This is a genomic window from Dinghuibacter sp., from assembly GCF_035492835.1.
Lineage (GTDB): Bacteria > Bacteroidota > Bacteroidia > Chitinophagales > Chitinophagaceae > Dinghuibacter.
This window is the reverse complement of sequence record NZ_DATJIY010000011.1, coordinates 1-23,246: the sequence shown is the minus strand read 5'-3', so window position 1 is coordinate 23,246 and position 23,246 is coordinate 1. Positions and strand designations below refer to the sequence as shown.

Below are 23,246 nucleotides of genomic sequence, written 5' to 3'. Positions count from 1 at the left end.
CCTATGTTTGATTTTTCCAACTGTTTTACTGTCCCACGTATCCAGGATTCTGATACGCGTTCTTTACGTCGGTGCTGACCTGCATGGCGTCCAGCTGCCCCTGCGGGATGGGACGCAGCCACAGGTAGGGCTGGATCGTACGGGTGATCGTCAGCGGGGTGTGGGCCCCGTAGGTTTTATCGCAAATCCGGTAGGTAGTCGACAAATTGGCCCATTGCTGGGTCCGGATCAGGTCATACCAGCGGTAGCCCTCGCCGTAGTATTCGCGGGACCGTTCCGCCAGGATGTAGTTGATGTCGATGGTAGCGGGGGTCGCGGCGATCATGGCGGCGCTGTTGTCAACCACCCACGTCGTGTTGTGGGCGTTGTTGAAGCGCCATTTGCCCGCCCGCGCGCGGAGAACGTTGACCAATCCATACGCGGTGCCGTCATTGGCGTAGGTACCGGTTACGGCCGACGTGGACGCCCCTTCCACCGCGGCCTCGGCGGCGATCAGGAAGGCTTCCGAGAATTTGGTGATGTTAAAGGGACGGGTGCTGGCGGCGTTCGGGTTGCCGAGTCCACCGTTGTTGTCGGTACGGTATACGCCCAGTTTCCAAAGTCCCGGGTAGACGATCCGGCTGATGCCCTCGGGGTCGATGACAAAGTCGGCCCTGCCGGGGAGCACGCCCGCGCCGATGCTGCTTTTGTAGACCGAATTGGAGTAGTCGATAGCCGAAGGCCCACCGGGCGGCTCATCGGTCAGGAAGCTCAGGATGGAGTCGCCCGGGTTCACGGTCAGGAAGTTGGCGTTGTACAGCGAACCGGTGATGCCGGCCAGGTTCCAGTCCCCCCGGTACACCGTCGCGAACGTTCCGTCATAGCGGGAGTCGTTGGTCTTGTCGGCAAAGGTCTTTTCGATCGCGTCGATCGTCGGACACATGCGGATATACGGACGGCCTCCCCACTGCTGCGAGGTACGCTGCACGGAGTTCACATTGGTCCATGACCCGTTCGTCCTGCTGCTGGTCATGACCGGGTAGTTCCAGGTCATCATCCAGACCGAGAAGTTATCGGGCGCGCCGCCGTTGCTGTAGGTCAGGCTGGCCGCGTTGTATTGCTGGCTGTTCTGGGTGCGGTCGGCATACAGCATGATCTCGTTGTTCCGGTCGTTCGACCCCACGTTGACGTCGTAATACGTGGGCTGCAGCCCGTACGGGCCCGGGTTTTCGATGACCGTCGCCGCCAGGTTATACGCCTGCTGGAAGTAATACGAAGCGCTCTGTCCGTTGGGGTCGGTCCGGCCCACCTGCGGATAAGTGGGTATGTTGCCCGGGTTCGAGAGCCACCAGGCATAGGTCAGGTAAGCCTTTGCGAGGTACAGCTGGGCCACCGGCCTGGTGACGGTCCCGGTCAACCGCGCGGTCATCGGCAGGTGCCGGATGGCCGCCTGGAGGTCGGGAAAGATACACTTGGTATACACGTCCGGCACTGTGTTGCGCGTGGAGGACGCCACGGGATTGGTGTTGAACTGGAGTACACCCGCGCCGAGGTCCAGGGGTACGCCGCCAAAGGTCTGCACCAGCAGGAAATAATCGAACGCCCGGAAAAAATTCGCCTCGGTGGTCACCGAGCTGTCGACGCCCGCCTGGGTGCCGTACTGGATGACGCCGCTCGCCGTGTTGATGTTGGTGAAGCACGTATTCCAAATCACGTCCGAACGGCTGGAGTTGGCATCGATCACGCCCTGGCCCGTCATGTCCATGACCAGGAAGTTCGCATCGGCGCTCTGGCCGTAGGTGGCCTCGTCCGTACCGGTCTCGCAGGTGTTGTAGTAATAGCCCTGGCCATAGATATACCGCAGGTGGTCGTACATTTCGGTAAGACCGCCCACCACCCCGGCCTGGGTGGCGAAAAAGGACGGCGTAAAGGTAGTACGGGGCGTCTCCTGCAGGATCTTAGAGCAGCCGCTCAGGAACAGGGCGCCGGTCAATGTTATATAGATTCGTTTCATCACTGTCGGTTTTAGAATGTCAGATTGAGACCCAGTATATAATTACGCGTCGACGGCGTGTTGTACCCCTGGATCAGCGTGCGGGTGGGATAGGGCAGACTGGTTGTAACCGCCTGAAACTGGTTGCCCGGCGAGTTGGTTTCGGGGTCGAGCTTGGTTTCCTTGTGATAGGGGGAGAACATCACCAGCGGGTTCTGCGCCGTAAAATAGACCCTCAGCTGGGGGATACCCAGCTTCCTGAACCACGGCTGCCGGTCAAGGCTATAACCCAGTGTCGCGGTGCTCAGTTTCATATATCCGCCCTTGAAATAGGCCAGCGTGGAACCGTATTGGGGGTTGTCGCCGCTCTTGAAGCCGGCGGGGTTGGGATACTTGGCACCGGTATTGGTGGGCGTCCAGTAGTCAACATTGATATTGTTCCTGCGTCCGCTCATGAGGTTGAGGTAGCTGGACGGTCCATACAGGGAAGAGATCAGGATACCGCCACCCTGGAAGATGCCTACCGCCGTCAGGTCGAAACCTTTGTACCGAAGGGTGGTGTTGAAGCCGCCCGTGAAGTTGGGATCGACCTGCATGATCTGCCGGTCGTCGGCGTCGACGGCCCGGTTGGGGGTGCCATCGGATTTGTATCCGCCGGTGTACTGCACCTTGATATCCCCCACCTTGCTGCCGGGCTGGAGGGTCCCCTCGTAACCGGACGTGCTGTCCTGGGCGGTACGCCATAACCCGATCTTTTTGTAGTCGTAGACCACGTTGACCGGGTGCCCCACGAACCACGAGTCGCCCACATCGTTCTGTACGCCGGAGGCCAGGTGCGTGATCTTGTTGCGGTTGACGGCGACGTTGACCCCGACTTCCCACGTCAGGCCGCTCCTGGTCTGGAGGACGATGCCGTCCAACGCCAGCTCCACGCCCTTGTTCTGGGTATTGCCAACGTTGGCGGTGTAGCTCGTAACACCCGACGTCGGCGGCAATCCAACGCTCTGCAGCAGGCCGTTGGTCTTGGTGATGTAGTATTCGACCGTACCCGTCAGGCGGTTTTTCAGCAGGGAGAAGTCCACGCCGTAGTTCTGGGTCTTCGAAAATTCCCACGTCAGCAGCGGGTCGGGGAGCTGCGAAACATAATACCCGGTGGCGTAGTTGCTGGGCCCGAAGTTATACGGGTTGGTGCTCAGCAAGCCGAGCGTGGAATAGGGGGCGACGGACTGGTTGGAGGTCTGGCCATAGCCCACCCGGAGCTTCAGGGCATTGATGACGGTGACGCCGCGCATGAACGACTCGTTGCCGAGGTTCCAGCCCGCGGAGACGGCCGGATAGGTATGCCACTGGTGTCCGGGGGCCAGTACCGAGGCGCCATCCGACCGGACGGTACCGGAGATCATGTACCGGTTGTCGTAGGCGTACATGATGCGACCCATTCCGGACAACAGCCCCCGCTCGGTGTAGGACTGATTGGCCGGCAATACGTCGATTTCCTGGCTGGCGGCCCCGATGTTGTAGTATTGGAAGGCATCCGAAGGGATGCCGATGCCCCCGATAGACGTACCGTGGGCCTGGGTCTGTTCCGACGAATACAAGGCCAGCACGTTCAACTGGCTCTTTCCGAACGAGCGGTCGTAGGTCAGCAGGTTTTCAACGGTCCAGTCGGTGCCCGTCGTATAGTTCGTGGACGCGGTGGAAGGCGCGGTCGGGTTGGTGCTGTTGACGCCTTGCGCCGTATAGCTGCCACCGTTAGCGATATTGATGTTGAAACCGGCGTTGACGCGGTAAGCCAATCCATCCACCCCGGGGATCCTGACCTCTGCGTAGGCTGAGTTGTAGGAGGCGAAGGCTTTTGTCTGGCTCATGTAATTATTCCTGAGGCTGTCCAGCACGTGCCGGGTCTGGACCCACATCTGGTCCAGGGGCATCGCGATGAAGTATTTCGTGTTCCCGCTGGAATCGTATGGGCTGGCGAGCGGCGAAGCGGACAGGTTATTGTAGAGGCTTACCTGACTCCCTTGCGTAACATTATAGTTGTTGTTGGTGGTAAAGCCGACGTGGATGTATTTCCCGAGGTGCTGGTCGACCGAGCCGTGAAAGGCCAGGCGCTGGTAGTTCGACGTGGGTATCACCGCCTGATCCCGGTAATAGGAAGCGCCGAAATTATAGCTGCCCCTCTTGCCGCCCGACGAGACGCTGACGTCTTCGTTGGTGACATTCCCCGTCTGGTACAGCAATTTCTGCCAGTCGGTATTGGTGCCTAATTTTTCGTCGGTGCCCAGGCCGATGGAGCCGTTCTGCTGGTTGGGTACGACGACCCCTTTGGCGGCCGTGCGAAGGGCGGTGAACTGGGCGCCGTTCATCATCGGAAAAGCGATGGCCTTTTGCCAGCCATAGTAGCCATTGATCGCCACACGGGGTTCCTGGTTGCCCGCACCGCGGTTGGTCGTGATCAATATGACGCCGTTGGAGCCCCGCGAGCCATAGATCGCCGTCGCGGAGGCGTCCTTGAGGACGTCGATGCTCTTGACGTCGTTCATGTCGATGTCGGTGAGCTGCCCCGGAAACGGGATCCCATCCAACACAACCAATGGGTCGTTGCTGGCCGTCAGGGACCGCACGCCGCGGATGCGGATCTGCGTTGCCGCCCCGGGCTGGGAGGACGTCTGCTGGATGGCGACGCCGGGCAACCGCCCCTGCAGCGCATTGGAAACGTCGACGGTCGGAACCGCGCGCAGGTTATCGCCATTGATCGAAGCAACCGACCCGGTGACGGCCTCCTTCCGCTGGACGCCATACCCGATCACGACCACGTCGTTGAGGCTCGCATTGACCTGGTGGAGGGATATGGTTACGAGGGCCTGTCCGGAATAAACGACCCTTTCCGTCCGGTAGCCAACGCTGGAAACCTCCAGGGTCTGTCCTTTTGCCGCCCGGAGGGTAAAGCTGCCCGACTTATCGGTAGTGGTGCCGTTCCGGCTGCCGACGACGGAAACGGAGACGCCGCTGACGGGGCTCCCGGTCGAATCGGTCACCTGACCATGCACGGGGCCGCTACCGCTGCTGCTGCTTTGCGCCAGTAGCAGGGAAGATGAAAACAGGCCAGCTGCCACCACCATTATGAGTGAAATAATTTTCTTTGGCAAAGTCAATTTTCGCATAGAAAGTTTAGTTTATTGATATGTCGTGGGAATAGGGTTAATCTTGGGACGGGGCGTTTTTGAGTGGAGGGGAAAGCATACCGGTGAGCACCGGCTGTGTCGCCCGAAGAGACAGAATCCTGTCCTGGCGTAGTTTTGGCAGCATAGAACAATCGTTTTTTTTAAGAATGGCAAGTATGCAGAATCCCTATTGCAAGGCTAAAATAGTGAAATTTCCGAAAAATGTAACCGTTTACATTTTTTTGGGACAAAAAAGCTATTTTTATGCAGTATAAAGCCACGTAAACGATTGTTATGGGTGATACAATAGCTGTAGTTACCGGGGGAGGCTCCGGGATTGGTTTCGCGATCGCTTCGAGTTTTACATCGGCGGGGATCAGGACGATTATCATAGGGCGGAATTCCTCGCGTTTATCATCCGCTGCCGCCGAGCTTGGCCCATTGTGCGTGCCGGTGGTCTATGACCTGAACTGCCTGTCCGGCCTTCCCGCGTTTGTCGCCGGTCTGGGCCGGATCGACATCCTGGTCAACAATGCCGGCATTAATATGAAGAAGGCGTTCACCGAAGTGACGGACGCCGAATTCCAAAGCGTGCTCCTTACGAACGTAACGTCGATATTTGCGCTCTCGCGGGAGGTGGCTTTGGGTATGTTGTCGTCTGGCGGCGGGTGTATCCTTAATATCAGCTCCATGGCGTCACAATACGGGATACCCAAGGTCATAGCGTATACGGCCTCCAAAGCGGCCATCGAAGGGATGACGCGCGCGATGGCGGTGGAGCTGTCACCCTCGGGGATACGGGTCAATTGCATCGCGCCGGGTTTTATCGCCACGGATATGTCGTCCCGCGCGATGGACGATGACCCGGAGCGGAAGCATAAGGCGCTGTCGCGGACGCCGCTCGGGGTGTTTGGGGCGCCTGCCGATGTGGGGGAGGCGGCGCTGTTCTTATGCTCTTCCGCAGCGAAGTATATCACCGGTGTGGTGCTGCCGGTGGATGGGGGGAATTCCGTGGGATTCTAAAGGTTTTGCGTGCCGTGGCCCTTGCGGGTCGCATTTGGATAACCCTTAAACTTGCCATATGCAACGCATTTTGTTGCTTTTTTGCGGTCTCTCGGCTGTGTTGGCGCGGGGCCAGGCCCCGGCGGCGGCCACGGGGGCGTTCCCTATCGGGCACGACCTCATTTCTTTTCAACCGGGCGGTTTTCCGCTGGCGGGTACGGCGGTCCTGACCGATACGGGGGATGAATGGCTCGTGCGGCAGGCGGGGCGATGGCTGGCGGGGGATGTGGGGAAGGTCACGGGGCGACAGGCGGTGACGTCGAGCGGCGGCTTGCCGGCCGGCCGGCGGCTGGTCATCATCGGGACCGCCGAAAAGTCGCGGTGGATGCGGCGGCTGGTGCCTGCTGATGTGGCGGCCCTCCGCGGCAAATGGGACGAATTTATCATACGCGTCGTGCGGCGGCCGTTCCCGGGAGTCGATTCGGCGCTCGTGATTTGCGGGAGCAACAAGCGGGGCGCCGCTTACGGGGCGCTGGAGCTGTCGCGGCAGATGGGGGTGTCGCCGTGGTATTGGTGGGCGGACGTGCCGGTAGCCACGCATCCGGCGGTTTTTGTGTCTGGTCTGCCGTATGTGTCCGGTCAGCCCGGCGTCAAGTACCGCGGGATCTTTATCAACGACGAGGCGCCCGCCTTTTCCGGGTGGACACGCGCGACCTTCGGTGGTGTGAACCACCAGGTATATGAAAAGATGTTCGAGCTGCTGCTCCGGTTAAAGGGCAACTTCCTCTGGCCCGCGATGTGGGGTAACGCCTTTAACGACGACGATACGCTCAACCCCGTCCTGGCCGACCGGTACGGGATCGTCATGAGCACCTCCCACCATGAGCCCATGCTCCGCGCCCAGCAGGAATGGAAACGATACGGCTCGGGGCCCTGGGACTATGCCGCGAATGGGCCGGTTTTAGATGCTTTCTGGCGCAAGGGTATCCAAAACATGAAGGACCACGAGAGCGTGGTCACGATCGGGATGCGGGGCGACGGGGACAAACCCATGTCGGCCGGCGCGGATACCGCTTTGCTCGACCGGATCGTGGCCGACCAGCGGCGGATCATCCACGAGGTCACGGGCAAGAACCCCGCGGACGTGCCCCAGGTGTGGGCGCTGTACAAAGAAGTCCAGGACTATTACGATATGGGGATGCGGGTGCCCGACGACGTGACGCTCCTGCTGTGCGACGACAACTGGGGTAACATCCGGCGGTTGCCGCCGGTGGGGTCGCCGAACCGCCGCGGTGGCTACGGCATTTACTATCACTTCGACTACGTGGGCGGCCCGCGGAATTACAAATGGCTCAACACAAATGCCATACCGCGGGTTTGGGAGCAAATGCGGCTCGCTTATGCGCACGATGTCCGCCAGCTTTGGGTGGTGAACGTGGGTGACCTCAAACCAATGGAGCTCCCGATCAGCTTCTGGCTGGACTATGCGTGGGATCCGGTCCATTGGGACGCGGCGTCTGTTTCGGCCTATGCGCAACGCTGGGCCTCGGAGCAGTTCGGGCCGGAGCACGCCGTGGCGATCGGTCACCTGTTGTCCACGTACGCCTTCTTTAATAGCCGGCGTAAACCGGAGCTACTGGCGCCGGATACCTATAGCCTTTCCGACTACCGGGAATCCGAGCGCGTGACGGCCGCGTACGACCTGTTGCGCTCCCAGGCGGAGGCGGTGTACGCGACGTTGCCGTCGTCGCAGCGCGATGCTTTTTTTGAGCTGGTGCTTTTCCCGATACAGGCGTGCGCCAATCTCGGGGACCTTTATGCGAGCGCGGCGCGGAACCATTTGTATACGGCACAGGGGCGGGCTTCGGCAAACGCGATGGCGGATAGCGTTGCCGTCCAGTTTGCCCGCGACTCGTTGCTGTCCTGGCAGTACAATCACGTGGTGGCTTCCGGTAAGTGGGCGCACATGGCGGATCAGACACATATAGGGTATACGTTCTGGCAGGAGCCGCGACGGAACTTTATGCCGCGCGTGGCGACGCTATCCTTGCCGGATGCGTCTGATATGGGGGTTGCTGTCGAAGGGAGCTTGGACTGGTGGGGAGCGGGGTTGCCAGTGCCCCTGGCGGATTCGATGGGGGGAGCGCCGGTATTTCGGGTTGCTGCGCGCCCGGGAGATCCCAACGGATTCGAAGGCGCGCATGCGCTCGCTTTTGGCGCGCCGGTGGGGCCCTCCCCGGAGCCGGCACGTTTGCCTGCGTTCAACGTTTATTTGCCACAGCGGCATTATATCGATCTTTTTTGCCGGGGCAAAGCGCCATTCGACTTTACGGCGACGACGAGCGCGCCGTGGATAAAGGTGTCGCTTTTGCGCGGGCAGGTTGCTTCCGGGTTGCGGTTATGGGTTACCGTGAGTGAGCCGCCCGCGGGGTTGTCCACCGGCACGGTAACGATCACCGGGCCCTCGACGGTCACTGTCAGCGTTTCCGTCCAGGGGCGCGTTTCCGGGTCGGTACCTTCATCCGGATTTGTAGAAAACGACGGCTATGTGGCCATGGGCGCCTCCCACTATTCGGCGGCGGTTGGTTCCTGGACAACGGTACCGCAGATCGGTAAAACGGGGAGCGGCGTGTTGGCCTCGTCGGCGACGGGTCACCTGGACTATGATTTCTACCTGTTCAACGGCAGCGACGCGTCGATGCAGTTCTGGTGCTCCCCTACCCTTAGCTATTATGGCAACGGCGGGCGGCGGTTTGCCGTCTCGGTGGACGCCGGCGCGCCGGATACGTTGTCGTTGCCGGCGGAGCAGGACGGACCCGTTTGGAACAAGATGGTCGCGGATAATATTTCGATCGTGTCATCCCGGCTTCGCATATCGGCGGGGGCGCATACGCTGCGTTTCTTCACGGTCGACCCGGGTGTCGTACTGCAGAAGATCGTTTTTGACCTGGGTGGCGCACGACGCTCTTACCTGGGACCGCCCGAGACGCCGATGCAACCGGGGCTCAAGGATTATTTCCGGGACGATTTCCCGGTGGGGGCGGCGGTTACGCCCCGCGACCTCGGGCCGTTTGTGGTTCAGCAGTTCAATAGCCTGACGCCGGAGAATGCGATGAAGATGGCCCCCATCCATCCCTATAGGGACGTTTATAATTTTGTGGGCGGCGATACCATCGTCGCGTTTGCCCAGGCACATGGGTTGAAGGTGCGGGGACACAATTTGTGCTGGCACGAGCAGGTGCCCCGGTGGCTGTTCACGGATAGCGCGACGGGTGGCACCGTCTCCAAAGAGGTCCTCCTGCGCCGGCTGCACGACCATATCCAAGCGGTGGTCGGCCGGTACAAGGGTAAGATCTATGCCTGGGACGTGGTCAACGAGGCGATCGCCGACGACAGCACCCAGTTCCTGCGCAACTCGCCCTGGTACCAGATATGCGGCGAAGACTTTATAAAACAGGCATTCCTCTTTGCACACCAGGCCGATCCCGACGCGCAGTTGTTCTATAACGACTACAACACCGAGCGGCCCGAAAAACGCGAACGCGTCTACCACCTGCTCAAGGACCTGGTCATCGCGGGCATCCCCATCACCGGGGTGGGGCTACAAGCACACTGGTCGCTTTGGGAGCCGAACGCCGCGGACCTCCGCGCGGCCATCGAGCGGTTCTCATCCCTGGGGCTGAAGGTCCAGTTCACCGAGATCGACATGTCGGTCTATCATTGGGAAAAAAACCGGCGGCCGCGGGTATCTTCGGACGTCGACACCTTCACGGCATCTCTTTCCGCCCGTCAAGCCGCGCAATACAAGATGGTATTCGATATCTTCCGGGAATATCGCTCCGTGATCAACGGGGTCACGTTCTGGAACATCACCGACGCGCATACGTGGTTGGATAATTACCCGGTCCCCGGAAGGAAAAACTATCCTTTATTGTTTGACGTGGCGGGTGAGCCAAAGGAAGCTTACTGGGAGGTGGTCGATGAGTGAGACGGGTGATCGCGGGCAGCCCCCCTGCCCCTTTTCCTCGCTTTGATTTTTAGGCAAGGTATAACTTGAGTAATCCGCGCAAAAGTGAGGGGTTTTCAAGGTATAGCTTGTCCCAAAACCCCTCGACGACCTCCGGGGTTTTTGGGCAAGGTATAACTTGAGTAATCGACCTCAACGAAGGGGTTATTCAAGGTAGGGCTTGCCTAAAAATCAAAGCGAGGAAAAGGCGGGGCGCGCGGCGACGCGGGGCGAAATGCAGGCGGTGACCCTGCGGGACGCGGCGCAGGCGGAGATCGGGCGCGCGGCGACGCGGGGGAGACTTAGCGCCGGAGGCGCGAGCTGCGTGGGCGGCGACCGGGCGGGACGCGGCGCCACCACCAATAGAGGAAGCCGGTTATGGGAAGGCTGGCGCAGACGAGGCTGACGAGGAAGGCGATGATTTTGCCGGGCAGGCCGCCGATCGCGCCGACGTGGATGTCATAGTTCATGTTGACGAGCTTGTCGCCGGGGGTGCGGCGGGCGAACGGCGTGGTTGACATACGGCCGTTGCGAAAATCGATGGTAACGTCGGCGCGGTTGTAGTACGTTTCACGGCCATCGTAGGCGGACAGGTAGAGCGTGCTGCCGGAAGGCGGCGACAGACCGATGCGGCTGGCCCCCGTGTACGTATCGCGGATGTGCGCAAAGGCGGCGTCGAGCGAACGGGGCGCGCCGCCACTGGTGTCGACGAGCGCGGCCGCGGGCGCACCGCCGATCGCGCCAACGGCGCGGTAAAACCATTGAAAAGCGAAGGTCATACCGGTGAGGCCGAGGACCAGGGCTACGAGCAACGTATAAAATCCCAGGACATTGTGGAGGTCGTAATTGAGGCGGCGCTTGTGCGCGCGCCATTGGATGGTGAAGGCCTGGCGGCGGGCGGCGCGGGTCCAGCGACGGGGGGCGGGGGCGCGGCGGGCGGCGCGGGTCCAGCGGCGAGGCCACCAGAGCACGAGGCCGGTAACGAGGAGCACGACAAATATCAACGTGCTCCAGCCGACGATGGGCTGACCGATGGGGTCCCTGAGCAACAGGTTCCAGTGGATGTACTTGACGACGTTGAAAAAGTCGTGCTTATAATCCCTGAAGCCGGTTACGCGGCCGGTGTGCGGGTCGATAAAGACCGAGCGGAAGCGTTCCACGTTCCCGAAATAGGTGAGCGCGGTGTCGTTGGTCTTGTAGGACATGAATTCCCAGGCGCGGGAGGGATCGCGGTAGGTCGTAATATAGTCGACGGGTGTGTGTAAGGTGTCGCCTGCGGTCCTGAGCAGGGCGCTGAGCGGCTGCGCGCCGGCGGCGGCCGGGACGAAGAATACGTCATGGTACCACGCGGCGGATATCTCCTGCTGGAAACAAAACAGGCAGCCGGTCAGGCTCACGATAAAAACCACCAGCCCGGACGCGAGCCCGAGCCAGAGGTGGACTAGCCCGATCCAAAAGCGGGCGCCGGCGGAGCGGCGTATGTTTGACGAAGGCGCGGGCATCCTAAAATTTCACCGTACAAAGCTATCGCCCAGGCATAGGGTATGGCGCCGTTATACGGAATTCGTTTTACGAGATGGGGAAAAAGCGCGGTAGAGCAAGCGCTCTTTAAGCGAATGGTCGCCGGGGCCGCCAGGTGAGGGGCGGCCCTCCGGGCCCGCTAGCGGAACAAGATACGCTCTCTCTGGTGATAATCGGTCCCGTCGTAGTAGGACGCGGCCCATGCGTCGCTGGCGGCCAGGGTGAGGGCCGTGGGCGTTGGGTCGGTTTGGCCGCCGACGTTGGAATAGAGGTCGCGGAAGTTGAAATGGTCGACGAGGTCGATGGCTTCGATGGCGAAGGCGGTGGCGATGTCGGTGTCGTGGATCTCGATGAGGTTGTCGCCGTTCTGCTCTTCGCCGCCGAGGGCGAGGTTGGATGACCCCAGCCAGACCACGGCCGAGGGCGTGTTGAAGCCGCAAACCACGAATTTGTCGTGGACCTGGTGGCCCAGCCCGATCGAGGCTTCTTTGTTGAAGGGGGGCGGGAGCAGCACCTGCGAAGGCTTGCCCGTGACTTCTTCGCCCTTGGGGTCGTTGGGTTTGTAGAGGCTGATGTTGGTGGTGGTATCGGTGATTCCCGCGTTGTAGATAGACTGTCCGGCGTGGAGAGCGACGAGGGCGGGGATCAGCGGGCCGGAAGAGGTCGGGCCGGTATCCATGACCGCGAAGAGGACGGAGCTGGTTTCCGCCTTGATCCGGTCGACGATGGCCTGGAGGTTGGCCAAGGCTTTTGCGGCGGGATGCGGCGCAAAGGTCACGCTCACGTCCGCGCCCAGGGAAAAGGACTGGCCGCCTTGCGCGCTGGCGGCAAAGGACGGACCGGATACGTGATCGTTCCAGGCTTCCAGGAACATGTCGCTGTAGACCTTCGCCGCGGCGGGGTCGTCAAACACGATGACGTGGTTGGAGTTGACGTACATCCCGGTGACCGAAAAATTGGTCGAGCCCGACAGGACCTTTTGCGCGGCGCCGCCCTTCTTTTTTACGATGAGGACCTTGTTGTGCTGGAAGCGCGCGAATTTGCCCCGCAGACAAAACGCATCGCCCGTCTTGACCTTGTTGAACTGGTCTTCGAACTCGTCCTCGGGTTTGTCCCGCGAAGCGTCGTGGTGGAGGGTGGCGTTGTCGAGGATGATGCTGATCCGCCCCTGCGCCGCCAGCTGGAGCAGTATCTTCATCACGTCCGGCTCGTCCAGGTCGTAGGCCAGCATGTCGAGGACGAGCGTGTTGTCGTTGAGCACCTCGTTGAGCACCTCGAATATCCTGACCCTGGCGGTGGAGCCGCACCATGCGTATTCCTGTGCGTAGGTATAGGTCTGGCCGGCGGCGTTGGTGCCGATCGTCGCGCTGGTGTCGTACACCAGGGGGCCGCCCTTGGGCTTGAAGGGAGCCTTGAGCCCGAAGTGGTGCAGGAATGCCTGCGACTGGACGAAGCCACGGGTAAAGGCGATCGAAATCCCGCCTTTTACAAAGGGTTGCACCGCCAGCGTCACCTTGACCGATTGGGTGGGGTCGATCGGCTGGAGACCACCGGCCGGGTCGAAGTACCGCAGCGTTACCTGGTAGACATAATTCCCGACCGCGGGTGAGTTGCCCTGGTGGAAGTTCCCGGGTACGTGCGTCCAGCGGAACTTCTGGATGGGCGCGTTGGCGGTGGACTGGGCCGGTTCGGTTTGTACCACCGCCTTACCCGCGCCGCCCGCCAGCGTCAGGTTGTTGTATATGAAATACTGCGTGCCGCCGGGTGGCGTGCACGCGATGGTAAAACCCGCCAGACCCTGCGTCCTGTCCTGAGGCAGGTCGAAGGCCAGCAAGGTCTTGTAGTCCCCCTGGTAAGCTTTTACGGTGAACCCGTTGTTATTTCCGGTAGCAAACATGGTGTTTTTTGAGGACCATATTAAGCACTATCGGCCGGGTCATCAACCGTATTTTCCCCCAATCTTTTAATTTTATGATAACTTAACAGGATGAACGGGTTTTGCTATGTCTGAAATTCCCATGATCCGGGCAGTGGCGATCGATGACGACGCGCCGGCCCTCCGGGCGATCACGCGCTTTTGCACGGAGGTGCCCTACCTCCGGTTGGAAAGGGCCTTTCAAAAACCGGCCGAGGCGTTGAAATGGATCGGGGAGCACCCCGTGGACCTGGTTTTCATGGACATGCATATGCCCTCGCGGACAGGGATAGACCTCTATAAAGCCTTGTCCCCCGGGACCCTGGTGATCTTTACGACTACCTACAGCGACTATGTGGTGGAGGGGTTTTCGTTCAGTGCGGTCGACTACCTGCAAAAGCCTTTTACCTTCGACCGTTTTGTCCAGGCAACGGCAAAGGCACGCGAATACATGGCGGTTTGCGTGCCGCGGGAGGACGCCACGCCCGAAGCGCTCGTCCTTCGCGCGGACTCCGGCCAGGTACCGGTGCCGCTGTCCGAGATCCTGTTCATCGAGGAGTCGGACGACTATGTGCGCATCCACCTGTCGGCGAAAAAACCGCTCGTTGTCCGGGCCACGCTCAAACGCATGATGTCGCGTCTCCCGCCGCAGGGTTTCCTCCGGGTCCATCGTTCTTTTATCGTGCCGCTGGCGCGGATCGAAAAAGTGCGCGACAACGTGATCTCGGTGGGCGGCCGCGAGATACCGGTCGGAGCGCCCTATGAACGGGCATTTTTCGAGCACTTCGGGCACTGAGCGCCGCGGGATTTGTATCGAATCCGGACAGCGCTCGTATCGAAACCGGACAGCGAAAACCCACAAAATTCGCTAACGGGCTGTAAAACAGCTTTTTGATGCCTGGTACGTTTTTTTTCGTAGATTGAGGTATGCTGAAACAATACCTCCTCACCGCCCTTCGGTCTTTCCGCCGGAACAAGGTATCCACGCTCATCAACATGTCCGGTCTCGTGATCGGTCTTTGCGCCTCGGTCGTCATCTTCCTGATCGTCCGCTACGACTTCAGCTTCGACCATTTCGAACCGGGGCGGGAGCGGATCTACCGGATCCTGACCAACTCCACCTTTTCGGGCGAGCTCTTCCCGAATTCCGGCGTGCCCGGCTGTCTGCCGCCGGCGGTTAAGTCGGATATGACGGGGATCGAGGAGGTCACCGCGTTTTACGAATTTGGCGGACCCAATGTCACGTTGGAAGGGAAGCACTTCAAAGGCCAGAAAGACATCATTTTCGCGGACGCCGCCTTTTTCCGGCTCTTCGGGTACCGGTGGCTGGCGGGTTCGGGCGTTCAGCGGTTCGATGCGCCCAACCAGGTAATCCTGACACAATCGCGCGCGGCGACCTATTTTCCGGGGTTGAGCCCGACGGCGGTCCTGGGGCACACCATCACGTACGACGACACGGTACACGCCACCGTCACCGGGGTGGTAGCCGACTTCGACCGGGCCACGGACCTTACGTATAAGGAGTTCATCTCCTACCCCACCCTCACGGGTCAGCTCAAAAATACGTGGTCCAACGAATGGGGGAGCGTCAACTCCGCGCAGCAGTGTTTTATCCGGCTGACCCCGGGGACCACGCCGGCAAAGGTGGACCGCGGGCTCGCCCAGCTGAGGGTCAAGTACTCCAAGGACGACCCCAAGAGCGGGGAAACTACCGTGCACAAGCTCCAACCGTTTGACGACATACATTTCAACGCCACCTATTACGGGCTCGGCACCCACGGCACCGTCAACAAGACGGCGGTGTGGGGGCTGCTCGCGGCCGGTATCTTCCTCCTGCTGCTGGCGTGCATCAACTATATCAACCTGACGACGGCCCAGGCCGCGCAGCGGGCCAAGGAGATCGGCATCCGCAAGACGCTGGGGAGCGGTCGCCGCCCGCTGGTCTACCAGTTCCTGGGCGAGACCTTCTGTATAACGCTCCTGGCTATCCTGGTATCCGCGGCGCTCACGCCGCTGCTGCTAAAGGCCTTCAAGGATTTTACCCCTGACGGGCTGGCATACCGGCCCTTCACCGATCCGCTGATACCCTTGTTCCTGCTCGGGCTGGCGGTCGTCGTCAGCCTGCTGGCCGGTCTCTATCCGTCCTGGATACTCTCGGCGATGAAACCCGTTCAGGTGCTCAAGAACCAAACGGGTTCCGCGGGATCGCGCAGGGCGTGGCTGCGTAAGACGCTCACTGTTTTCCAGTTCGTCATCGCGCAGGCCTTCGTGCTGGGTACGCTGCTGGTCTCCAAACAAATCAACTACGCCCTCCACAAGGACCTGGGTTATAAAAAAGACGCCATCATCTTCATCAACCTGCCGTTCAACTACTATGCGAAGGCGGACAGCAAACCCAAGACCATGCTGAACATGGTCTCGTCCATACCCGGCGTCGAGCGCGTTAGCATCGGGCAGCAACCGCCGGCGGCCAACGGCTATAGCAGCACCGAGATCGAGTACAAAGAGGGTAAGACGCCGATCAAGACCGACGTACAGATCAAGGACGGGGACGCAAACTATATCCCGGTGTATGGGCTGAAGTTATTGGCGGGAACCAACCTGCCGGTCAGCGACACCGTCAATGCCGTCGTCATCAATGAAACCTACCTGCATATCCTGGGCTTCAAGGACCCGCACGACGCGCTCGGGCACCATGTCCAGGATCACCCGATCGTGGGGGTCGTGCGCGACTTCCACCAGCAGTCGTTGCGCACGCCGATCAAACCGATGGCGATCGAGTCCAATTTAAAGTACGCCCACACGCTCCACATCGCGCTGGCGGGGAACGACTGGAAGAGCACGATCGCCGGCATCGAATCGGCGTACAAGTCGCTTTACCCGGGAGAAGAATTCAAGAACAACTTTTTCGACGAAAGCATCGCGCAGATGTATGACACCGAGCAAAAGACGGCCAGGCTCCTGGCGTGGGCCACGGGTCTGTCGATCCTGATCTCGTGTATGGGGCTGCTGGGGCTGGTGCTGTATACCACGCGGCTCCGGACCAAGGAGATCGGGGTGCGCAAGGTCCTCGGCGCCTCGGTCATGCAGATCACGACGCTGCTGTCCAGCGACTTTATCAAGCTGGTGGCGCTAGCCTTCGTGATCGCCGTTCCCCTTTCCTGGTGGGGCGTCCACCAGTGGCTGAACAACTTCGCAGACCGCACTTCGCTGAGCTGGTGGGTCTTTGCGGCCGGGGGCGTGGTCATCCTGGTAACGGCGCTGGTCACCCTCAGTTTCCAAACCATCCGCGCGGCGCGCGCCAATCCCATAAACAGTCTAAGATCCGAATAATATGTACCGAATCGCGATACGGACCCTGCTCAAGAACCGGGTCTTCTCCCTGATCAACGTCATCGGCCTGGCCGTCGGGCTGGCGTGTTTCCTGCTGATCGCCGCCTGGCTGACGGACGAGCTGAGCTACGACCGGTACCCGGTCAATGCCGGGCGTATTTACCGGATGGGCGTGCGGCTGGCGCAAAACGGCGGCATAGCCGATTATCCCGACGTGGACGTGGCGGTCGGGCCGGGCGTCCGGGAGGCTATTTCCCAGGTGGAGGCGGAGACGCGGGTGTCGCCATTGACTACCTTTTTGAAACTGGGGGACCAGGTGTACAAGGAGCCCGGGCTCGCGATCGCCGATTCGAACTTCCTTTCCTTTTTTTCGATCCCGCTGGTCGCAGGCGATGCCCGTACGGCGCTGACCCAGCCGAACAGCCTCGTTATCACCCGGAGCCTCGAACGCAAGTATTTTAAGGGCGGTTCCGGTTTGGGACAGTCGCTGCTCATGGGTTTCCGGCAACTCAAGGTAACCGGTGTCATCGATGACCTGCCCGCGCGCTCCCACTTCCATTTTGACGGGTTCGTGAGCGTTATGAGCTTCCCGGGCATGGCCCACGGACAAACCTGGAGTAATATCGGCTCGTATACATACGTCCTGCTCCGTCCGGGCGCGGACCCCGCGGCGGTGGAGCGCCAGTTCGTACCCCTCGTGGAAGAGCATGTCGTGCCGGAGACCCAGCACGACATGGGCGTGAGTCTGGCAGAAGCCAGGAAGTCGGTGGAGAACTGGCACTTTTATCTCATGCCCCTGACAGATATCCACCTGCATGGGCATACGAAGTACGAGCTGGAGGCGAACGGGGACATCCAATACGTTTACATCTTCGCCTGTCTGGCGGTATTTATCCTGCTGCTGGCCTGTGTGAATTTCACCAACCTGTCCACCGCCAGCGCGGCCAAACGGTCGCGGGAGATCGGCATCCGCAAGGTACTCGGGTCCATCCGGCGGACGCTGGTAACGCAGTTCCTTTCGGAATCGATGGTGCTGACGTGCTGCGCCATGCTGCTCGCTTTCGGGCTGGTGGTCTTGCTGTTGCCCTGGTTCGACCAGGTCTCGGGCAAACACATCGGTTTAGGATATTTCCTGGGGGTCCGGTCGATCCTTTTCGGGTTGGCGGTGACCGTTTCCGTCGGTCTCCTGGCGGGGGTGTACCCGGCTTTCTTCCTGTCGGGGTTTGGTATTTTAACCGTGCTTCGCGGGTCTGCCGTCCGCTCGCGGCGCAGCCCGCTCCGGAGCACGCTGGTCGTGTTCCAGTTCGTCGTTTCCACGTCGCTCATCATAGCAACCCTCGTGGTGTACCGCCAGCTGTACTATATGCAGCACAAGAAACTCGGGTACGATAAGGAGCGCGTTTTATTTATACAGGATGCCTACGGGCTTGGCCAAAACCTATATGCCTTCAAGCAAACCCTGCTCTCCGACAGCCGGGTATCGGACGTCTCGATATCCCCGGACGCGCCGGTGGACCGGTCCGGAAGCCATGTGGACGGGACGGAGATCTACGCCAAGACAAACCGCGAAAATGAAAACGCCAGCGAAATCCATGGCAATATTTTCCACGTGGACTACGATTATGTAAAAACCATGCGGATGACCATCGTCGAGGGCAGGAACCTCTCCCGCGACTTCCCGAGCGGGGACTCCACCGCCGTCGTGATCAACGAGGCCGCCGTCCGGGACCTGGGCTTTAAAAGCGACAAGGCCGCGCTGAACCAGTTTATCGTCGGCTCGGGCCAGCGCCAATGGCAGATCGTGGGGGTCGTGCAGGACTTCAACTATACCTCGGCGCGGCAAAAGATCGCGCCGCTGCTGATGATGCTGGGCTATAACAACGGCGGGGTGCTGGTGCGCATCAACAACGCCAGCGTCATCGACGCCATACACCGCGCCTGGGACGGGCTCAACCCCCGGACGCCCTTCTCGTATTACTTCCTGGACGACCGTTTTGCCGCGCTCTACAGCCAGGAACAAAAGACGGGGCAGATATTCACCCTTTTTGCCGGGATCGCCATCGTGATCGCCAGCCTTGGGTTGTTCGGGCTGGTGGCCTTTACCACCGAGCAGCGCACTAAGGAGATCGGCATCCGTAAAGTACTGGGGGCTAGCACATCCAGGGTGGTCCTGCTGTTGTCGCAGGAGTTCCTGGCGCTGGTGACGGTGGCCCTCGTCATCGCCATACCGGTGACCTGGGTGGCGATGCATCGCTGGCTGGAGAGCTTTGCTTACCGGACCGGGCTGGGATGGTGGATATTCGCGCTGGCGGCCGTGGCAGCCCTGGGGCTGGCGCTGGCGACCATCAGTTTTCGCGCGGTACGCGCGGCCACGGCCAATCCGGTAAAGAGTTTACGAACGGAATGACCGGTTTTTTTAGTATTCTTGAGGGGCCATGACCCTCGATATCCCTGCTATCGTCCTTGTCAGCGCGGCGGTCACCGCCGCGATCTATTTCCGAAAGCTCACCCCCGGCGCCGGGCTGACCGGAGGCCTCGTCGCCATACTGATCTATGCGGGGGCCGGGTATGCCGGGCTCGCGCTGCTGACGACGTTCTTCCTGCTGGCCACCGGCGCGACCGCCTGGAGACGCGACGAAAAACACAACCCCTTTTCGGGTGTCAAGCACCAGGAAAAACGCCGGGCCGGCCAGGTCATCGCCAACGGGGGGGCTGCCGCTCTCGTCGGGTTATGGATGGCGCTTTCGCACGGACGGCACCATTCCCTGGGGCTGCTCATGATCGCCTCCTCCCTCTCTTCCGCCACGGCCGACACGCTGTCCTCCGAGCTGGGCGTCGTCTACGGCCGGAAATTCATCAACATCATCACCTGGGGTCCCGATACCGCGGGGCTGGACGGCGTCGTCAGCCTGGAAGGACTCCTGACCGGATTTATCGGCTCCTGCGTCGTGGCCATCGTCTACGCCATGGGCAGCTCTTGGGGCCCCGGCGTGCTGGCGGTCGTCTTTGCGGGTACCATCGGGAACCTGGTGGATTCGGTGCTGGGGGCGACGCTGGAGCGGCAGGGGAAGCTGACGAACAACATGGTGAACCTGATCAATACGGTGGTGGCGGCGGCGCTGGGGGGATTGCTGGGTTAGCGCTGCATGTCATTCCTCTTTTAGGGACTTCACGGGATTGGCCAGCGCGGCGCGGAGGCTGAGCCAGCCGGTGGTGGCCAGCGCCAGCAGGATCAGGATGGGGACGGGGAGCGTAAGCTGCCACCAGCGGAGGGGCGCGCGGAAGGCGTACGTGTCGAGCCAGCGGGCGACCAGCCATATGGCCAGGGGGATGGCGACGAAGCTGCAAAAGAGGATGAGGCGGACGATGTCCCAGGTGAGGAGGACGAGGATGCCCGGGATGCCGGCGCCGAGGACGCGGCGGATGCCGATCTCGCGTGTGCGGCGGCGAGTAGCGTAGGCAGTGAGGCCAAAGAGGCCGAGACAGGCGATGAAGATGGCCAGCGCGGAAAAGACGCCGACGATGCGGCTGAACTGGGCGTCCTGGCGGTACTGGCGGTTATAGAAGTCGTCGAGGTAGAAGGCGTCGAACGAAGATTCGGGGAAAAAGCGGTTCCAAACCGTTTGTACGGCATCCAACCGGTCCGCGGTGAGCCGGATCGAAAAATAATTGACGGGTACCCAGCCCAGCGCGGGGTCCATGGTAAGCACCAAGGCGGTGAAAGGCTTTTGGAGCGACTGCTGGTGGAAATCCCGGACGACGCCGAGGACGTTGTCGGGGTGTTTGTCAACCGACTCGAGCCACACCTTTTGACCGACCGCGGCTTCGGGCGACGAAAAGCCAAACTGCCGGACGGCGGTTTCGTTGAGCACGACGCCGGTGGAGTCGGCGGGGCGAGCCGGGTCGAAGGCCCTGCCCGCGACGAGCTGGAGGCCGAAGGTGCGGATAAAGTCGTGGTCGACGCGGAGCATCTCGAAGAGGCGCTCTTCACTCTTGGGCGCGCCATAGCGGCGGTTGGCGCCAAAGGTGCCCACCTCACGGCCCGGGACCGCGCCGGAAGCGGTGACCGAAGCGACACCAGGGAGGGCCAGCCAGGCATCCTTGATGGCCTGCATTTTCCGGTCGCGGTCGGCGGCGTCGGCGGGCGCCTTGACCGCCAGGGTCTGTTCGATCCTGACGCCCTTGTCCTGACTATTCATGAAACGTATTTGCCGGTATATGGCGATGGTGCCCGCGATGAGCAGGAGCGACGCGACAAATTGGAAGGCCACCATGCCCTTCCTCATCCGGGCGCCCCGGGGAGAAAAGGTAAAACGGCCCTTCAATACGACGGCGGGCCGTATCCGGACAAGCACCAAAGCGGGGTAAAGACCCGACAACAGGGCGCCGAGGGTGATCGCCAGCGCGGCCTGCGCCACGAGGGGACCGTCGAAAAGCCAGCCGCCCACGCCGAAGAGCGACGACAGTCCGCCCGATGACAGGCGGACGGCTACCACCGCGAGCGCCAGGGCCACGCCAAAAAGCAGCAGGGACTCGAGCAGGAACTGGCCGGCCAGGTACGAAGCGCGGGCCCCGTTGACCTTGCGGATGCCCACTTCGCGGGCGCGGTCGAGGGCCTGGGTGGTCGCGAGGTTGATGTAGTTGATGCAGGCGAGGACCAGCACGAGGTAGGCGATAAACCCCAGCAGGTCTACGGCCATCCGGTTGCCCTTCGCTTCGATTTCATAGGCTTTGGCCGGGTTGAGGTGGATGTCGCGGAGCGGGACGAGGTGGATGCCCCAGCGCAGGTCGCGGAGCGCGGGGCCGGTTTTATAGCGCTCGGCCAGCGCGGGAAAGCCTGATTCGATCGCGCGTATGTCGGCGCCGGGTCGGAGCTTCAGAAAGGTATAGCTCTCGTGCATGTACCAGAAGTCCTTTGCCCAGGCCGGCGTGGTGGACCAGGAGATGAGGCCGCTGAACTGCATGGTTGAATTGGCGGGCAGGTCCTTGAAAACGCCGGTGACCGCGCAGTGCAGCGTGCCGGCGCCGGTGCTCACGTCCAGGAATTGGCCCAGGGGGTCGGCGGCGCCGAAAATCTTCCGCGCGGCGGATGCGGAAAGGACGATGGTGTTGGGGTCGCGCAACACGGTGGCCGGATCGCCCTCGGTCAGCGGATACGAAAAGAAGCGGAAGAAGTTACTGTCCGCAAAACAGACGTGCTCTTCGCGGTAGGCGCGGACGCCGCTGCGGACGATGCGCTCGGAATTGTTCCAGTTGATCCGCGCGTAGGATTCGATCCCCGGGAGGTTGTCGTAGATCGCGTGGGCGTAACCGTTGGTGCTCGTCGGCCAGTCGTCCGTCAGGTCATCGCCCCGGTAGAAGCGGCTTTCCACGCGGTAGATGTTGTCCGCGTGTATCCGGTCGTAGCTGCGCTCGAAGCGCACGTAGGCGCCGATGAGCAGGAAGGCGGCCATGCCGAGGGCCAGGCCGAGGACGTTGAGGAGGGTGTAGGTTTTACGGCGCCAAAGGTGGCGCCAGGTTACCAGGAGGATGTTGCGGAGCATCCCTGAATATACGGCAAATCCGTTATTGCACGGGGTGCGACGTGTCGGGCCGGGCGGGCGGCGCCGCTGGCGGCGGCGCGGGTTGCGTCGCGGACGGGGCGTATTGCTGGAGCTTTTGCTGCTCGCGGAGGATCTTGTCCTTGAGGTCGGAGATGTCCTTCATCAGGTCGCTGAGGCGGTCGGCGGCGCGGCGGGCCTTGTGGGCGTCGGAGCGGGCGTTACCGGCGGCCCTGTCGGCGCGGCGGGCGAGGGATTTGTCCTGGGGATCGGAGCTTAGCTTGGCGGCGATCTCGGCGTTGTCGCTGGCGGACTTCTGGGCCTGGGCGGCGGCGTCGGTTTTGTCGCGGGTGTAAGGTTCCACCTGGTTTTGCAGTTTACCCAATTTCAACTGATCGGCGCTGATCTTGGAGACGAGGTTGAGCGAATCGGTATTGACCTTTTGGGCGCCCGCGGCGGCGACAAAAAATAATAGTGAGATAGATAAGGTTAGCGGTTTCATCTACCAAAGGTAGAAGACGGGGCGCCGTTGGCTGTGCACATTATCGTCAACAACCGGTACTATTTCGTCATCGGCCGCATAAGCGCATTTTTATGACCCGGTGCGATTGGGGCTTTCCTTGCCCGAAGTGGGGTTGAATTCCCCCGGTTTCACTTCTTCCTTTGTCTGGTTGAGCTTGAGGGTAAAGGGGAAGATGAGCGAGGCGAAGAGACCGACGGCAAAGTTACCGGCGGTTATGCTCATGAGTATCATAAAGATGAGGCCATGGGTGTGCTGGCCGATGGTGGATGC

The 23,246-nt window shown here is 61.1% G+C and carries 13 protein-coding genes; 6 read left to right on the top strand and 7 right to left on the bottom strand.

The features are described 5' to 3' along the window. Positions 1–25: 25 nt before the first annotated feature. Entirely contained in the window at positions 26–1,993 is a 1,968-nt protein-coding gene (locus tag VL547_RS00840) for a RagB/SusD family nutrient uptake outer membrane protein (protein WP_325574150.1), read from the bottom strand. Positions 1,994–2,004: 11 nt separating this feature from the next. Then, positions 2,005–5,136: a SusC/RagA family TonB-linked outer membrane protein gene (locus tag VL547_RS00835; protein ID WP_325574148.1), complete on the bottom strand. Its 3,132-nt coding sequence runs from the start codon at positions 5,134–5,136 to the stop codon at positions 2,005–2,007. A gap of 294 nt (positions 5,137–5,430) precedes the next feature. Here VL547_RS00835 and VL547_RS00830 point away from each other — a divergent pair, with 294 nt between their 5' ends. After that, positions 5,431–6,159 (top strand): SDR family oxidoreductase, encoded by a 729-nt coding sequence (locus VL547_RS00830; protein ID WP_325574146.1) that lies wholly within the window; start codon positions 5,431–5,433, stop codon positions 6,157–6,159. A 58-nt stretch (positions 6,160–6,217) separates the two neighbouring features. Beyond that, positions 6,218–10,126, top strand: a complete 3,909-nt coding sequence (locus VL547_RS00825) for a glycosyl hydrolase 115 family protein (protein WP_325574144.1) — start codon at positions 6,218–6,220, stop codon at positions 10,124–10,126. A gap of 320 nt (positions 10,127–10,446) precedes the next feature. Here VL547_RS00825 and VL547_RS00820 read toward each other — a convergent pair whose 3' ends face one another. Together VL547_RS00820 and VL547_RS00815 are read right to left on the bottom strand one after the other, a co-directional pair. Further along, positions 10,447–11,646 (bottom strand): PepSY-associated TM helix domain-containing protein, encoded by a 1,200-nt coding sequence (locus tag VL547_RS00820; RefSeq protein WP_325574142.1) that lies wholly within the window; start codon positions 11,644–11,646, stop codon positions 10,447–10,449. A gap of 158 nt (positions 11,647–11,804) precedes the next feature. After that, positions 11,805–13,562 carry a phospholipase D-like domain-containing protein gene (locus VL547_RS00815; protein WP_325574140.1) on the bottom strand — a complete coding sequence of 586 codons (1,758 nt, stop codon included), beginning with the start codon at positions 13,560–13,562 and terminating at the stop codon, positions 11,805–11,807. Between the two features lie 106 nt (positions 13,563–13,668). Here VL547_RS00815 and VL547_RS00810 point away from each other — a divergent pair, with 106 nt between their 5' ends. The 4 genes from VL547_RS00810 (at position 13,669) to VL547_RS00795 (ending at position 20,053) form a co-directional block, all read left to right on the top strand. Next, positions 13,669–14,376, top strand: a complete 708-nt coding sequence (locus VL547_RS00810) for a LytTR family DNA-binding domain-containing protein (RefSeq protein ID WP_325574138.1) — start codon at positions 13,669–13,671, stop codon at positions 14,374–14,376. Positions 14,377–14,507: 131 nt separating this feature from the next. Beyond that, a complete protein-coding gene (locus VL547_RS00805; RefSeq protein WP_325574136.1) occupies positions 14,508–16,913 on the top strand; it encodes an FtsX-like permease family protein in 2,406 nt (801 codons plus the stop codon). Position 16,914: 1 nt separating this feature from the next. Beyond that, positions 16,915–19,320: an ABC transporter permease gene (locus VL547_RS00800; protein WP_325574134.1), complete on the top strand. Its 2,406-nt coding sequence runs from the start codon at positions 16,915–16,917 to the stop codon at positions 19,318–19,320. A gap of 28 nt (positions 19,321–19,348) precedes the next feature. Next, positions 19,349–20,053: a DUF92 domain-containing protein gene (locus VL547_RS00795; protein ID WP_325574132.1), complete on the top strand. Its 705-nt coding sequence runs from the start codon at positions 19,349–19,351 to the stop codon at positions 20,051–20,053. A gap of 9 nt (positions 20,054–20,062) precedes the next feature. Here VL547_RS00795 and VL547_RS00790 read toward each other — a convergent pair whose 3' ends face one another. From VL547_RS00790 to VL547_RS00780, 3 genes are all read right to left on the bottom strand, one after another. Next, positions 20,063–22,456, bottom strand: a complete 2,394-nt coding sequence (locus VL547_RS00790; protein ID WP_325574130.1) for an ABC transporter permease — start codon at positions 22,454–22,456, stop codon at positions 20,063–20,065. 22 nt (positions 22,457–22,478) lie between these two features. Continuing rightward, positions 22,479–22,955 (bottom strand): hypothetical protein, encoded by a 477-nt coding sequence (locus tag VL547_RS00785; protein ID WP_325574128.1) that lies wholly within the window; start codon positions 22,953–22,955, stop codon positions 22,479–22,481. Positions 22,956–23,045: 90 nt separating this feature from the next. Further along, a partial coding sequence (locus VL547_RS00780; RefSeq protein ID WP_325574125.1) for a hypothetical protein occupies positions 23,046–23,246 on the bottom strand: 201 nt, incomplete at its 5' end.

Excerpts from the sequence above, each read along its gene's own strand:
- VL547_RS00840 (WP_325574150.1), bottom strand. The coding sequence starts at position 1,993 with ATGAAACGAATCTATATAACATTGACCGGCGCCCTGTTCCTGAGCGGC.
- VL547_RS00835 (WP_325574148.1), bottom strand. The coding sequence starts at position 5,136 with ATGCGAAAATTGACTTTGCCAAAGAAAATTATTTCACTCATAATGGTG.
- VL547_RS00830 (WP_325574146.1), top strand. The coding sequence starts at position 5,431 with ATGGGTGATACAATAGCTGTAGTTACCGGGGGAGGCTCCGGGATTGGT.
- VL547_RS00825 (WP_325574144.1), top strand. The coding sequence starts at position 6,218 with ATGCAACGCATTTTGTTGCTTTTTTGCGGTCTCTCGGCTGTGTTGGCG.
- VL547_RS00820 (WP_325574142.1), bottom strand. The coding sequence starts at position 11,646 with ATGCCCGCGCCTTCGTCAAACATACGCCGCTCCGCCGGCGCCCGCTTT.
- VL547_RS00815 (WP_325574140.1), bottom strand. The coding sequence starts at position 13,562 with ATGTTTGCTACCGGAAATAACAACGGGTTCACCGTAAAAGCTTACCAG.
- VL547_RS00810 (WP_325574138.1), top strand. The coding sequence starts at position 13,669 with ATGTCTGAAATTCCCATGATCCGGGCAGTGGCGATCGATGACGACGCG.
- VL547_RS00805 (WP_325574136.1), top strand. The coding sequence starts at position 14,508 with ATGCTGAAACAATACCTCCTCACCGCCCTTCGGTCTTTCCGCCGGAAC.
- VL547_RS00800 (WP_325574134.1), top strand. The coding sequence starts at position 16,915 with ATGTACCGAATCGCGATACGGACCCTGCTCAAGAACCGGGTCTTCTCC.
- VL547_RS00795 (WP_325574132.1), top strand. The coding sequence starts at position 19,349 with ATGACCCTCGATATCCCTGCTATCGTCCTTGTCAGCGCGGCGGTCACC.
- VL547_RS00790 (WP_325574130.1), bottom strand. The coding sequence starts at position 22,456 with ATGCTCCGCAACATCCTCCTGGTAACCTGGCGCCACCTTTGGCGCCGT.
- VL547_RS00785 (WP_325574128.1), bottom strand. The coding sequence starts at position 22,955 with ATGAAACCGCTAACCTTATCTATCTCACTATTATTTTTTGTCGCCGCC.